General features: G+C 71.9%; 14 protein-coding genes. 4 read left to right on the top strand and 10 right to left on the bottom strand.

All coding sequences use genetic code 11. The features are described 5' to 3' along the window. Positions 1–95 precede the first annotated feature (95 nt). The 3 genes from ACFVS6_RS02875 to ACFVS6_RS02865 all read right to left on the bottom strand — a co-directional run bounded on the left by ACFVS6_RS02875 (position 96) and on the right by ACFVS6_RS02865 (position 2254). Positions 96–581 (bottom strand): hypothetical protein, encoded by a 486-nt coding sequence (locus ACFVS6_RS02875; RefSeq protein ID WP_389700160.1) that lies wholly within the window; start codon positions 579–581, stop codon positions 96–98. 163 nt (positions 582–744) lie between these two features. Next, entirely contained in the window at positions 745–1803 is a 1059-nt protein-coding gene (locus ACFVS6_RS02870; RefSeq protein ID WP_389700159.1) for a serine hydrolase domain-containing protein, read from the bottom strand. A 133-nt stretch (positions 1804–1936) separates the two neighbouring features. After that, positions 1937–2254 (bottom strand): hypothetical protein, encoded by a 318-nt coding sequence (locus ACFVS6_RS02865; RefSeq protein ID WP_389700158.1) that lies wholly within the window; start codon positions 2252–2254, stop codon positions 1937–1939. A 360-nt stretch (positions 2255–2614) separates the two neighbouring features. Here ACFVS6_RS02865 and ACFVS6_RS02860 point away from each other — a divergent pair, with 360 nt between their 5' ends. Continuing rightward, positions 2615–3427, top strand: coding sequence for a polysaccharide deacetylase family protein (locus ACFVS6_RS02860; RefSeq protein ID WP_389700157.1), 813 nt, complete (start codon positions 2615–2617; stop codon positions 3425–3427). A 31-nt stretch (positions 3428–3458) separates the two neighbouring features. Here ACFVS6_RS02860 and ACFVS6_RS02855 read toward each other — a convergent pair whose 3' ends face one another. The 5 genes from ACFVS6_RS02855 to ACFVS6_RS02835 form a co-directional block, all read right to left on the bottom strand. Next, the gene (locus ACFVS6_RS02855; protein ID WP_389700156.1) at positions 3459–3983 is read right to left on the bottom strand and encodes a peptidase inhibitor family I36 protein; all 525 of its coding nucleotides are present in this window, start codon (positions 3981–3983) and stop codon (positions 3459–3461) included. A 222-nt stretch (positions 3984–4205) separates the two neighbouring features. Continuing rightward, the gene (gene argG, locus ACFVS6_RS02850; RefSeq protein ID WP_389700155.1) at positions 4206–5651 is read right to left on the bottom strand and encodes an argininosuccinate synthase; all 1446 of its coding nucleotides are present in this window, start codon (positions 5649–5651) and stop codon (positions 4206–4208) included. Between the two features lie 110 nt (positions 5652–5761). After that, positions 5762–6523: a PIG-L deacetylase family protein gene (locus tag ACFVS6_RS02845; protein WP_389700154.1), complete on the bottom strand. Its 762-nt coding sequence runs from the start codon at positions 6521–6523 to the stop codon at positions 5762–5764. Positions 6524–6616: 93 nt separating this feature from the next. Beyond that, positions 6617–7246: a kinase gene (locus ACFVS6_RS02840; RefSeq protein WP_389700153.1), complete on the bottom strand. Its 630-nt coding sequence runs from the start codon at positions 7244–7246 to the stop codon at positions 6617–6619. Between the two features lies 1 nt (position 7247). Beyond that, positions 7248–7883, bottom strand: coding sequence for an NUDIX domain-containing protein (locus ACFVS6_RS02835; RefSeq protein ID WP_389700152.1), 636 nt, complete (start codon positions 7881–7883; stop codon positions 7248–7250). A gap of 492 nt (positions 7884–8375) precedes the next feature. Here ACFVS6_RS02835 and ACFVS6_RS02830 point away from each other — a divergent pair, with 492 nt between their 5' ends. Together ACFVS6_RS02830 and ACFVS6_RS02825 are read left to right on the top strand one after the other, a co-directional pair. Beyond that, positions 8376–8750 carry a hypothetical protein gene (locus ACFVS6_RS02830; protein WP_389700151.1) on the top strand — a complete coding sequence of 125 codons (375 nt, stop codon included), beginning with the start codon at positions 8376–8378 and terminating at the stop codon, positions 8748–8750. A 187-nt stretch (positions 8751–8937) separates the two neighbouring features. Continuing rightward, positions 8938–9318 carry an ArsR/SmtB family transcription factor gene (locus tag ACFVS6_RS02825; protein WP_389700150.1) on the top strand — a complete coding sequence of 127 codons (381 nt, stop codon included), beginning with the start codon at positions 8938–8940 and terminating at the stop codon, positions 9316–9318. A 22-nt stretch (positions 9319–9340) separates the two neighbouring features. Here ACFVS6_RS02825 and ACFVS6_RS02820 read toward each other — a convergent pair whose 3' ends face one another. Beyond that, positions 9341–9844, bottom strand: a complete 504-nt coding sequence (locus ACFVS6_RS02820; RefSeq protein ID WP_389700149.1) for a hypothetical protein — start codon at positions 9842–9844, stop codon at positions 9341–9343. A gap of 305 nt (positions 9845–10149) precedes the next feature. On the opposite strand from ACFVS6_RS02820, the gene ACFVS6_RS02815 reads away from it, so the two are divergent. Beyond that, positions 10150–11616, top strand: coding sequence for a carotenoid oxygenase family protein (locus tag ACFVS6_RS02815; RefSeq protein WP_389700148.1), 1467 nt, complete (start codon positions 10150–10152; stop codon positions 11614–11616). Positions 11617–11717: 101 nt separating this feature from the next. Here the strand turns inward: ACFVS6_RS02815 and ACFVS6_RS02810 are convergent, their stop codons facing one another. After that, positions 11718–12392, bottom strand: coding sequence for a macro domain-containing protein (locus tag ACFVS6_RS02810; RefSeq protein ID WP_389700147.1), 675 nt, complete (start codon positions 12390–12392; stop codon positions 11718–11720). Positions 12393–12447: the final 55 nt, after the last annotated feature.

Raw genomic sequence — 12447 nt, 5'->3', positions numbered from 1 at the left:
CCCGGAGCCGCCGTTGCGCGGTACAGTCCGAACGCCCTCACGGAACCGCCGAACGCCCGCCCGGACGGCGGCCGTCGCCCGGTGGCCGTTGCCCGTCAGGCTTCTTCCGGCTGGCGTCCCTCGCCCGCCATGAAGCGCCAGACCAGGGCGTGGCCGAGGACGATCAGGGTGATGAGCATGATGGCCTCGGCCTGGATGGGGCGCAGACCGGTGTGGCGGCCGAGTTCGGGAAAGGCGCCCACGACGGCGATCAGGGCGTAGAGGACGGCGGCCCCGGCCTGCTGCCACACCAGGAAACGGTTGCCCCGCCCGAGGGACAGCAGGCGCAGCGTGCACCCGCAGCCGATGATGGCCAGCACGATGAAGGCCCCGCGCCAGATCTGCGGTTGCTCGGTGCCGCCGACCTGGGCGAACAGCCCCATCAGGGCGGGGAGCAGGAACGACAGGTAGATCCCGCCGACGACGCGTCGCAGGGCGGGATCGCGCATCCAGTCGTGGTGGCTCTGCACGACGTTCCACCACAGCCCGACGAGGGTGAAACAGGTGGCGGAGAACAGGGCGTAGAAGGTGCTGACATCCATGGGTGCCGAGGGTGGCAGGCGGAGCGGCTCCGGCGGGCCGTACACGCCCGGAAGACGTCGCGGGCCCGCCGGTACGGGCTACGGAGTCCACCGGATCCGACGAAGGGGCGCGGTCGGCCGCACGCACCACCGCCCCGCCCGCGAGCTGCCCGCGCCGCGTGTCCTACCGTCCCGACGTCCCTCGGGCGGCCTGCGACTGCAAGGCTCGTAGGAGGTCGAGGGCGGGGCGGTCCACCGGGCGCGCGGAGTTGGCGAGCGCGATGACGGCGCAGCGCGTCTCCGGGTCGAAGCCGACGAAGGAGGAGAAGCCCCCGGTCCCCCCGTTGTGCCAGATCTGCAGGTGGGAGCCCTGCTTAGGGTGGAGGCGGTGAGCCGTCCAGCCGAGGTGCACCCAGCCGAAGGGACTCGTACGGTGCTGGTCGGCCCGGGTCGTGCGGATCGCGTCGGCGAGTTCCGCGGGACCGCCGTCGAGCTGCGCCCGTACGAAGGCCACCATGTCGTTCGCGGTCGACCACAGGCCGCCCGCCCCCGCCAGGTCGGCCAGGTTCCAGGGCCGGACCGGGCGCCCGCGCCGACCGTGACCCCGCGCGGACCGTTCCGCCCTGGTGCCGTCCACCGTGACGAGGGTGTCGCGCATGCCCAGCGGAGCGCAGACCTCCCGGGTCACGAGGCTCTCGTAGTCCGTGCCCGCCCGGCGGGCGAGGGCCAGTCCCAGCAGTCCGGCTCCGAGGTTCGAGTAGTGGAACCTCTGCCCCGGGGTTGCCCGCAGCCGGGTCCGGGCGAGCCCGGACAGGAGCACGTCCGCGGTGCAGTCGGCGTACGGATCCGGCTTGGAGGGGTGGAGCAGGGCCTGGAGCATCATGCCGCGCGGCAGGCGCGGCAGGCCGGACGTGTGGTTCGCGAGGTGACGCAGCGAGATCTGCCGGCCCGCGCGCGACGGCACGACCACGCCGCTCGGCAGGAGGTCGCGCAGCGGCTCGTCCAGGTCCACCGAGCCCAGTACCGCCATGCGCGCCAGGGTGAGGGCCGTGAGCGACTTCGTCACCGACCCGATCTCGAACAGGGTGTCCGGCCCAGGGGCGCGGGCGAGGTCCCCACCGGTGCTGCCGGTGCCCCTGATCTCCACGTGGTCCCCGGCCACGGCGGCCACCACCACGCCGACGCGCTGCTGCCCGAGTCGGTCGGCGGTCTGCTGGGCGAGGGTGCCGAGTTCTTGATCCATGCTCGAAATCATGACGGCGGCGACGGGCCGACCGATGCGCCCGGATGATGATTTGCGGGACGACTCCGCTCCGACCTGAGCGGTACGCGGATACGCCGCCGGGACGAAGCGCGGCGGCGCCCGACCGGCCCGCCTATTCGGTGGCGATGCCCGTGATGACGGGATCACCCAGGCGGGCCCCTTCCCCGCCCAGACCGGCGCGTCCCAGCGCCTCCGTCGCCAGATCGCGCGCCTTCTGCTCGGCGGACCCCGTGTCGGCCGCCTCCACCTCCAGGTGAAGGGCGAAGCCGGGCGATTCCGGATACAGGGAGAGGAGGTGCAGGTCCTCCTCCACGCCGACGTCCGTGGTGCGCGGGTCGGCCGGACGGAGGGCTCGGAGCAGCTCGGCGCGCGCGTCGGGCGTGAGCTCGGTCAGTAGGGTCCCGGGAACGGTGACGACGTATACGGTCATGCCGGTCCGGATGCCCGCAGGCGCCGAAAAAATGCCCCTCCCGCCCGGCCTGCCCACGGACGGCGTCCCGAATCGACCCGACTGGCCGCCCGCGCGGACCCGCGCGGGGAGGGTCGTACGAGGTCCTCCGCGGAGGACCGACCGCACGCGCCGGCCCGCACGCGCCGGCCCGTACGCGCCGCACCCCGCGCGGCGCTCCCGCGCGCCGGCCCCGGCCCATTCCCGTGCGCCGAGTGGCCGTTCTCACGCCCCGTACGGCCGGCATGGGCCGTTCGGCCCATGGGCGCCGCCCGACCCGCCGCCTAGCCTGGACGGGCAACGCGAGTCCAGGGGGGCCGAGTGCAAGGGAAGAGCACATCCATGGGCACCACCACCTCCGGAAGCCGCCGCCGTCGTACGGGCATCACCGTGACGGCAGCCGTCCTGGGCCTGTTGGCCGCGGCCGGCGCACCGGCCCTCGCTGCCGGTGGCGGCACCCCGGGACAGGCGCCCGCGGCGCCCGGTTCCGGTTCCGGTCCCGTACAGGCGCAGCCGCAGGTCCCCGGGGCGGCGCCCGCGAGCACGCCGGAAGGGATATCCCGGCTCGCCCAGGGAACCGGTCGTGACATCGCGATCACGATCGACGACGGCCCGGACCCCCGGTGGACCCCGCAGGTTCTGGAGGTCCTGAAGGAGAACCACGTCCAGGCCACGTTCTGCATGATCGGCACGCAGGCCCGGGCGCACCCGGACCTGGTCCGTCAGGTCGCCGCCGCCGGGCACCGGCTCTGCGACCACTCCGTCGACCACGACGTGACGATGGACCACAAGCCCGTCGACTACCAGAGCCGCCAGATCCTCGACGGCAAGAAGATGATCGAGGAGGCGGCCCCCGGGGTCTCCGTGGACTACTACCGCGCGCCGGGCGGGGCCTTCACCCCGCAGAGCCGCGCCATCGCCGCCGCGAACGGCATGCGGCCGCTCGGTTGGACCGTGGACCCCAAGGACTGGAGCAAGCCGGGCCTCGATGCCATCGTCTCGGCCGTGGAGAAGGACCTGCCGACCCGGCCCACCGTGCTCTTCCACGACGGGGGCGGGGACCGCAGCGAGACCGTCGCCGCGCTGCGCCAGTACCTCCCCTGGCTCTCGGCCGAGGGCTACCGGTTCACCTTCCCGGTCCGAACCACCGGCTGAGCACGCCGCGCCCGCCCCTGCGACGGGGAGGTCAGGACACGCGGCACACGTGGAACCGGCCGGACCGCACGGCGTCGAAGTCGGCGGGGAGCCGGGGGACACCCTGCCCGGGACGGACGGTCAGCTGCTTCCCCGTGTAACCGACACCGCTGTACACGGTGACGCAGCGCCCCCACGTGCGGCCGCCGCCGTCGCGCCACGTCCGGCCGCCGTTCCACACCGACGCCCCGTCGTTGAACCCGACGTACGCGGTCGTCGCGGGAAACCGCGGCATGTCGTGCGCCACGAGGCTCGCCACACCCGCGTAGCCGGGGTCCGTCCAACCGCACACCCAGCCCGGACTGCAACGGTCGGCCGGGGCCGCCCGCGCCGCCGGGCCCGCGGGGGCGAGGGCGAGTACGAGGGCCAGGAGCATGACCAGGGTCGGGACGAGCCACGCGGGACCGGCGGCAGCCGTCGGACCGACGTGTCCCGGGGCGGCCCGGAGGGGGGCGGCCCGGCGACGGTGCCGGGGGGCTCGGGAGGGGGTGTCGGGCTGCGCGTCCACGGTGATCACCGCCGAATCTCCGGCCGACCGTCCGCTGGTCGCGCGACGGCTCGACGCCGGGTTTCCATCGCACCCCCGCACCGGGTTGATCGCACCCCGGCCGCACCGCGCGGCTCGCCCGCCCCGGCCCCGGACCACGCGAAGGGCCGTCCCGACACCCATGGGGCGCCGGGACGGCCCTTCGCGTGACGCGTCCCGTCGGAGCACCGGGCCCGCGCCCGGCGCGCCGGATCAGTCCGTGCCGGACTCCATCGCGGCGCGGTCCAGCACTTCCTCGTCGGCGGAGACCTCGCCGCGGGAGGCGATGGCTTCGGCGCCGCCCTCCTGGAGGCTGCCGATGAGCCCGGTCGCGGCTGCCTGGGCGGCACCGATCGCGGGGTTGTCGCTGCCGATCAGGCCGAGAACGGCGTACTGCTCCAGCTTGGCGCGCGAGTCGGCGATGTCGAGGTTGCGCATCGTGAGCTGGCCGATCCGGTCCACCGGACCGAACGCGGAGTCCTCGGTGCGCTCCATGGACAGCTTGTCCGGGTGGTAGCTGAACGCCGGGCCGGTGGTGTCGAGGAGCGAGTAGTCCTCACCGCGCCGCAGCCGCAGCGTGACCTCACCGGTGACGGCCGCGCCGACCCAGCGCTGCAGCGACTCGCGGACCATCAGCGCCTGCGGGTCCAGCCAGCGGCCCTCGTACATCAGGCGGCCGAGGCGCCGGCCCTCGTTGTAGTACTGGGCGAGGGTGTCCTCGTTGTGGATCGCGTTGACCAGCCGCTCGTACGCCGCGTGCAGCAGCGCCATGCCGGGCGCCTCGTAGATGCCGCGGCTCTTGGCCTCGATGATCCGGTTCTCGATCTGGTCCGACATGCCCATGCCGTGCCGACCGCCGATGGCGTTCGCTTCCATCACCAGGTCGACGGGCGATCCGAAGGACTTGCCGTTGATCGTCACCGGGCGGCCCTGGTTGAAGCCGATGGTCACGTCCTCGGTGGCGATCTCGACCGAGGGGTCCCAGAACCGGACGCCCATGATCGGCTGGACGGTCTCCACGCCGGTGTCCAGGTGTTCGAGGGTCTTGGCCTCGTGGGTGGCACCCCAGATGTTGGCGTCGGTGGAGTACGCCTTCTCGGCGCTGTCGCGGTAGGGGAGGTCGTGGGCCAGCAGCCACTCCGACATCTCCTTGCGGCCGCCGAGCTCCGTCACGAAGTCGGCGTCGAGCCACGGCTTGTAGATGCGCAGGTGCGGGTTGGCGAGCAGGCCGTAGCGGTAGAACCGCTCGATGTCGTTGCCCTTGAAGGTCGATCCGTCGCCCCAGATCTGGACGTCGTCCTCCAGCATCGCCCGTACGAGGAGCGTCCCCGTGACGGCGCGGCCGAGCGGCGTGGTGTTGAAGTAGGCGCGCCCGCCCGAGCGGATGTGGAACGCCCCGCACGTCAGCGCGGCCAGGCCTTCTTCCACGAGCGCCGCCCGGCAGTCGACCAGGCGCGCGACCTCGGCGCCGTAGGTCTTCGCACGGCCGGGCACCGAGGCGATGTCGGGCTCGTCGTACTGGCCGATGTCGGCGGTGTAGGTGCACGGGATGGCGCCCTTGTCGCGCATCCAAGCGACCGCGACGGAGGTGTCGAGGCCGCCGGAGAAGGCGATGCCGACGCGCTCGCCGGCGGGAAGGGAGGTGAGAACCTTAGACATAGGAAGAGTATGCGCAATAATGCATGGTCATGCAAAACCGAATCTCGGAAGGACCCCGATCGGGGTCGGATCCGGCCCCGATCCCGTGACCCCGCGGACCGCCGACGGGCTCATGCCGTCAGCTCCGTCAGGCCCCCGGAGCCCGGGGTGAGGTCGTGCCGCACGAAGCGTTCCGTGCCCAGGATCCGTTCCCGGGCCGCCGCCGGCACCCCGGACAGGAGCCCGGGGAGCGAGCGCGCCCGGGACGCCTCCGAGTGGTGGGCCAGGATCGCCGCCCACTTCTGCTCGATCCAGGGGCGGACGTCGACGGTCGCGCCGATCGTGTCGTCGGCAACGGCGTGCACCCGTTTGCCGACCCCGGCGAGCAGCTCGTCCAGCTCGCCCGAGGCGGAGCGCGGATGGGAGGACAGGTACAGGGCTCCGGGCCGCCACGGGGGACCTGTCTCGGGGAGGAACCCTTCGAGTCCGGCGGCGTGCACGGCCAGCAGGGTCACGCGGTGGGTGTGGACGTGGTCGGGGTGGCCGGAGTCCCCCTGGGAGTCGTGGGTGACGACGATGGCCGGCCGGAAGGCCCGCACGTGAGCGACCACCCGCCCGATGGTCTCGTCGAGCGGAGCGTCGCACCACCGCGGCCGCCCGGGGGCCGACGACGGAACCCGATGGTCGGCGTAGCCGAGCATGCGGGGCTCCCCGGCCCCGAGGATCCGCAAGGCGTCGGCGAGCTCACCGGCGCGGTGGCTGTCGGGCGCCCAGGTCGCCGTCACGACGCCGGTCCGCGCGCCCGCCGCGGCGTGCCGGGCGAGGACACCACCGGCGGACAGGGACTCGTCGTCGGGATGGGCGTAGACCGCGAGGAGATCGGCACGGGACATGTCGGCTCGGTCCTTCCTTCGGGGCTTCGGCGATCGGCGGTTTCATCTCTTCCCCGGAACGCGTTGCTCGAACGGGCAGCATAGGAGCCCCGGTCACCGGCGAGGTCCTCCGTCGTGGGGTTCGACGGGGAGGGCGGTGTGGTCGACCGTGACGGACGGGGAGCGGGGGCGGTCGACGCGCGGGGGTAGGCCGGCGAGCCCGGTGTCGTTCATGACGAGGTCGATCGTCGCGTTCAGGGTGTTGTCCGCTCCGATGACGGTTTCCGGGCCGCCGGGGAGGAGGTCGCGTTCGCGGTACCAGGTGCGCAGTTCCCGTTCGGTGACCCGGATCAGGTACTCGTGGTCGGTTTTCGAGGCGTGCCGGATCAGTGTCTCCTCGATCGGGACGTCGAGGTAGTAGCAGCGTGAGACCCCGCGGTGGTCGCCCAGCAGGCCCGCGAGCATGTCCCCGTATCGATCGGCGTACAGGATGCCTTCGACCACCACGTGGTAGCCCGCGTCCAGGGCGTAGCGGGCGATCGTGTCGATCAGTCCGATGTTGGCGCCGCCGGGCACGTCGTGCTCCCTCAGGACGACCCGCCGCACGTTGTCCTGGCCGACGAGGGCCAGGCCGCGACCGAATCGGTCACGGACCCCGGCCGCGACCGAGGATTTGCCCGATGCGGAGTTGCCCCGGAGGATCACGAGCCGGGTCTCCTCACCTCCCACGCCCACCCGGGGCACGTCACCGACCTCCGAGGAGGGCGCGACGCAGCGTCCGGGCCAGGTCGGATGCTGTGCGCGCGTACGCGGCTCCCGTCCGCCCCCGCGCCGGCGACGGAGCACCGCCCGCGCGGGAGGGGCCGGTCAGCAGCCGGGTGCGTACGGGTCCGCCGGGTTCGTGGGGAACCGGGTCGCCGGGCTGTTGGAAGTGGAGGGCGCCGGGGTGGCCGCCGCGGTAGGCGTCCAGTCCGGCGCGGCAGTACGCCACCATCGGCTCGGGCAGCGCGTCGAGGGCGTACCAGCCCATGGCGTCGCAGAGCTCGGGCTCCATGATTCCGGGCTCGCCGGTGAAGCGCCGGACCTCGAAGAAGAAGCCGACGCGGGCACGGCCGTGGGGGCTCCGGTGGTGGACGGTGGTGGCGAGGGCCACCGCCGTCCGGTCGATGGCCACACCGGTCTCCTCGGACGCCTCGCGGATCACCCCGTCGACCACGTCCTCGTGCGGCCCGTCCAGGTGCCCCGACGGCAGGTGCCACAACCCGGAGGCGTACACGGCACCGGACCGCCGGGACAAGAGCACTTCCGTGCCGGTCGCCCCGTCGCGGGCCAGGATCAGGTGCACGTCGACCGTCAACGCGTAGCGCTCGCGGCCGCTCACCGGACGGTCCCGGGGCCGTGTTCGCCGAGGTGGCGGACCCCGACGGCGTCCCGTGCGATTTCCCCACCTGGCTGACGGTGGTCGAACGCTGTCTGCAAGGGGCCTCCCTGGTCGACGCGGAACCGAGCGGTGCTCGAACAACCCTTCACCTCAGGGCACCGTAACGGGCCCCCGAGGGCGAGGATTTCGAACGGAATTACGGAACGGCGGTGCCGGGCGGTTCCCTCGGGCGCGACGGATCCCGAACTCACACGTTCGAGTGGACAGGGTCCCGAAGCACTCGATCGGGGACTTGCGGGGCCCGTCGAGAACCCCGTTGCCGCCCGTCGTGCGCTTCGGGAGGCGCTCGGCGGAGGGAGCGGTTTCCGCCATGTTCGTCATTCTCCGCACGCCGTCGGGTGCGCTCAGTAGCGTGAGTTTCGAAATCGGTCCGACTTCGTGCACGCGGGTGTCGGACCCCGGTGGAGAACGGCACGTGAGGGAGCTGGACCGATGGCGAACGTGGAAGTGTCCTTGAAGGAGACGATGACCTCGATCGAGGGGGCGCTGGGAGCGGCACTGGTGGACTACACCAGCGGCATGGCGCTCGGAACTCTCGGCGGTGGAAAGGACCTTGACCTGGTCGTTGCCGCCGCGGGCAACACCGATGTGATCCGCGCGAAGGTGCGCACCCTGGAGATGCTGGGCCTCCGCGACGAGATCGAGGACCTGCTGATCACCCTCGGCAGCCAGTACCACCTGATCCGGCTGCTCAGGGGGCGCGGTACGGACGGGCTCTTCCTCTACGTCGTGCTGGACAAGGGCAATTCCAACCTGGCCATGGCCCGCCACCAGCTGAAGCGCATCGAGGCGGCCCTGGAGGTGTAGCACGGCCTTCCCGGGCCCACGCATGCCCACGAGTTGAAGGATTCTTCAACTCGGCACATCTGAAACCGGTCAACCTCAGACATGCGTGGGCCCGCGGAACGGGAAGATGGGTTCCGACAGCTGTCCGACTCCGAACCCCCGGAACGGCAAGCACCGTTCCACGCACACGGCGGGAGCATGCGTGGGAATGCAGGTACCCCTGTACCAGGCGAAGGCCGAGTTCTTCCGAATGCTGGGCCACCCCGTCCGCATCCGTGTGCTGGAACTGCTCCAGAACGGTCCCGTTCCCGTCCGGGAGCTCCTCGCGGAGATCGACATCGAACCGTCCAACCTCTCGCAGCAGTTGGCGGTGCTGCGTCGGTCGGGCATCGTCGTCTCCATACGCGACGGCGCGACCGTCAGCTACGCGCTGGCCGGCGGAGACGTCGCCGAACTGCTGCGCGCCGCCCGCCGGATCCTGACCGAGCTGCTGGTGGGCCAGCACGAACTCCTGGAGGAGCTCCGCCAGGGGGAGCCGGCGTCCGCTCCCGCGCACCCGCTACGGAGTACGCGCGTACACGCGGACTGACCGCTGCCGCCCGCGCTCGCGGCTACGGGAGCGCGCTGGTCACACCGTCGACGATCATCATCCACATGGGCTGGGCGCCCGTGCCGAACGCCGATGCCAGCGCGTAGCCGATCGAGGCGTCGACCGGCCGGACCTCGGCTCCCTCCTGCCACTCGGCGATGACCATCTCGTCACCGTCGCTGGAGAAGTCGCCCAGGTGCGTACCGTCGCGGGTCAGCCTGCTGCTGGGGACGGAGTCGGGGACCAGCCGGTAGACGGCTCCGTCGTACGTCACGTCCACCCGGTACGAGCGTCGGCTCAGCCCGCCCTTCGCCGGCGTCAGCCCGGCCTCCCGGCCGTCGACGGTCAGGGTGAGGAGGGCCGGGTCACGCGTGCCGATCGCGATCTGGGGGTCCACCTCCGTGCCGGGAGAACGCTCCAGGACCGCGCGGGGTATCTCCCGGCCATCGACCTCGATGCGGTCCTGGCCGTCCTGGCGAACGGTGACGCCACCGAAGAGCGTGTCGTCGATGGGGGCTCGGTCCATGTCGTTCACAGTCATGAGTCGTTTCGGTCGCAGGGAACGGATCGGTCGACCGGACGACACGCTCCCGGACGCGGTGACGTGCTTACGCGACAGGGGACATGACGCCCGGTCGGCTCACCGTACTGGCCCGCCCGACCTCGCCCGAGCCCCGGGGCGGCGGCGCGTCCCCGGCCCGGCGGGCCGTCGTCGCCTGGCGCCCGCGGCGGGCCCGGGTTTCACTGGAAGGTGCCGCACACGCGCGCCCGCGGAGGATCCGTCGCGTCGGTAGGGAGCCCTCCGGTCGCGGACGCATGCCGGGAGGTCCCGTGAACACGCACACCCCACCCCGCTTCGACCCCACAAGGGTCGCCCACCTGCAGGGTTCGTTCGCGCCGGTGACCGAGGAGGTCGAGGCGGCCGACCTGGAGGTCACGGGCGTGCTGCCGGACGCACTGGACGGTCTCTACCTGCGCAACGGGCCCAACCCGCGCTTCACGCCGATCGGCTCCTTCCTCTACCCCATCGACGGGGACGGCATGCTGCACGGCATATGGCTCTCCGAGGGCCGGGCCCGGTACCGGAACCGATTCGTTCGTACCCCGGCGCTGCTCGCCGAGGAAAGGGCGGGTCGTGCGCTGTGGGGCGGCCTCGAATCGATGATCACGCCGGACGCCGATCAGGTCGGACCGGAGCTCGCGGGCACCTTCCGAGACCTCCCCGACGTCAACGTCGTCCGGCACGGCGGACGCCTGCTGGCGCTCGCCGAGTCGGACTGCCCCTTCCGCATGGGCACCGGGCTGGAGACCCTCGGCAAGGAGGACTTCGGCGGGGCACTGCCCGCGGGCATCACCGCCCACCCCAAGATCGATCCGGTCACGGGTGAGATGGTCGTCTTCTGTTACGGCCTGGAGCCGCCCCATCTGACCTGGTCGGTCATCGACCGCGACGGCGCGGTGACGCGCGGTCCCACCCCGGTCGACGGGGTGGACGAGCCCATGATGATCCACGACATGGCCCTGACCGCCCGTTACGCCGTTCTCGTCCTCGCCCCCGTCTTCTTCGACCTCGGCGCCGCCATGGCGGGCGGCTCCTTCCTGGCCTGGCGGCCGGAGCGGGGCACCCGCGTGGCACTGATCCCGCGCGACGGCGGGCCCCTGCGCTGGGCCTCCGACGAGGCATTCTGGATGTGGCACACCGTGAACGCGTACGACGAGGGGCCGGGCGCGGACGCCCCGGTGGTCCTCGACTACGTGCAATGGAGCCGGCTGACCGTCGGCGGGGGCTCCGAGGACACCGCGGACCCGGTGACCGGCGGCCTCGTACGGGCCCGCATCGATCCGGTCGCGGGCAGTATGGCCCGCACCATGCTCGACGACACCCGGGTGGAGTTCCCCCGGATCGACGACCGGCGCATCGGAAGCCGCCACCGCCATGTCGCACTGGCGACCGACACCGGCCGGACGGACCTACTGCCCGGGGAGTACGACGCCGTGCGCTGGTACGACACCGAGACCGGCACCAGCCAAGTCTGGTCGGCCGGGAACCTGTCCGTCGGCGAGCCGGTCTTCGCGCCCGAGCCCGGACGCGATACGGACGGATCCGGATCCGGTGCGGGCGGCACCGGTTCGGACGAGCACGGTTACTGGCTGACCTTCGCCACCGACCGCACCGACGGGTCGAGCTGGTTCCTGGTCATCCCGGCCGAGGACCCCACCTCCGGCCCGGTGGCCCGCGCACGCATTCCCGTACGCGTCCCGCTCGGCCTGCACGGTTGTTGGCTTCCGACGGTGTGACAGCATCCCCCGACACCGCTAAGGGCCTGCTCATCACAACGTCCAATGCCACGGGCGGAGTTCGTGATGCCGGTTGGTGGCGGCATCACGTCTCGGGGGTGTCAGCCCAATCGTGAGCGTTGGGGCGGGGCTATGCGTATGCGGGTGTCGGTGGGAGCATCGTCGATGTCGTCGAGCTGCGCGACGACCGTGCGACGCAACTCCTCGTAGTCCTCGAAGTGGTGGTCGTTGAACAGGGTGTGGCCCGTCCACATCAGGTTCGCGCACACCCGCGCCGGAACCCGGCCGGTGCGGGCGCCCATGCCGACCAGTGCCACCGACGAGATGCTGCCGGGAACCCGCTGGTTCTGCTGGTGGACGGCCTGGAACGCCGCGGCGCAGGCCAGGGCCACGTTCAACGTGTCACTCACGTTCTCCGCGGACGTTTCCATCGTCGGCGTCGATATCAGGAACCTCGGGTTCGTGGCCCCGGACGGCACCGTCACCGCGCTGCCCACCGGAAGGCTTCCCGCGAACCGGTCGCGGATCGCCCGCTGCACGCGCAACTGGATGCCCGCTCCGAGGTGCCGCTTGATGACCGCGTCCACCCCACCGTCCATCCGGCCGCGGGAGTTGGTGGGGGAGACCCAGGCATCGACCTCCTCGTCGAGTATCGAACCCTCGCGGATCTCGATCCCGGCAGTGTCGGCGAATGCCGCCCGCCATGCCGCCACGACTTCGGTGTTGATGTCCGCGAGTACCACTCTCAGTGGCGACTGCACGAGATCCACGGCCATGATCCACTCCGATCGACAGGGGTTTTTGCACTGCTCACGACGTTATCGCGCACCA

The organism is Streptomyces sp. NPDC057939 (assembly GCF_042887545.1).
Lineage (GTDB): Bacteria > Actinomycetota > Actinomycetes > Streptomycetales > Streptomycetaceae > Streptomyces.
The sequence above is the reverse complement of the archived record's forward strand: the minus strand, read 5'-3'. Positions and strand labels throughout refer to the sequence as shown.

Bases quoted from the DNA above. Each gene is read 5' to 3' on its own strand.
- ACFVS6_RS02875 (WP_389700160.1), bottom strand. From the start codon at position 581: ATGGATGTCAGCACCTTCTACGCCCTGTTCTCCGCCACCTGTTTCACC.
- ACFVS6_RS02870 (WP_389700159.1), bottom strand. From the start codon at position 1,803: ATGGATCAAGAACTCGGCACCCTCGCCCAGCAGACCGCCGACCGACTC.
- ACFVS6_RS02865 (WP_389700158.1), bottom strand. From the start codon at position 2,254: ATGACCGTATACGTCGTCACCGTTCCCGGGACCCTACTGACCGAGCTC.
- ACFVS6_RS02860 (WP_389700157.1), top strand. From the start codon at position 2,615: ATGGGCACCACCACCTCCGGAAGCCGCCGCCGTCGTACGGGCATCACC.
- argG (WP_389700155.1), bottom strand. From the start codon at position 5,651: ATGTCTAAGGTTCTCACCTCCCTTCCCGCCGGCGAGCGCGTCGGCATC.
- ACFVS6_RS02845 (WP_389700154.1), bottom strand. From the start codon at position 6,523: ATGTCCCGTGCCGATCTCCTCGCGGTCTACGCCCATCCCGACGACGAG.
- ACFVS6_RS02830 (WP_389700151.1), top strand. From the start codon at position 8,376: ATGGCGAACGTGGAAGTGTCCTTGAAGGAGACGATGACCTCGATCGAG.
- ACFVS6_RS02825 (WP_389700150.1), top strand. From the start codon at position 8,938: ATGCAGGTACCCCTGTACCAGGCGAAGGCCGAGTTCTTCCGAATGCTG.
- ACFVS6_RS02820 (WP_389700149.1), bottom strand. From the start codon at position 9,844: ATGGACCGAGCCCCCATCGACGACACGCTCTTCGGTGGCGTCACCGTT.
- ACFVS6_RS02810 (WP_389700147.1), bottom strand. From the start codon at position 12,392: ATGGCCGTGGATCTCGTGCAGTCGCCACTGAGAGTGGTACTCGCGGAC.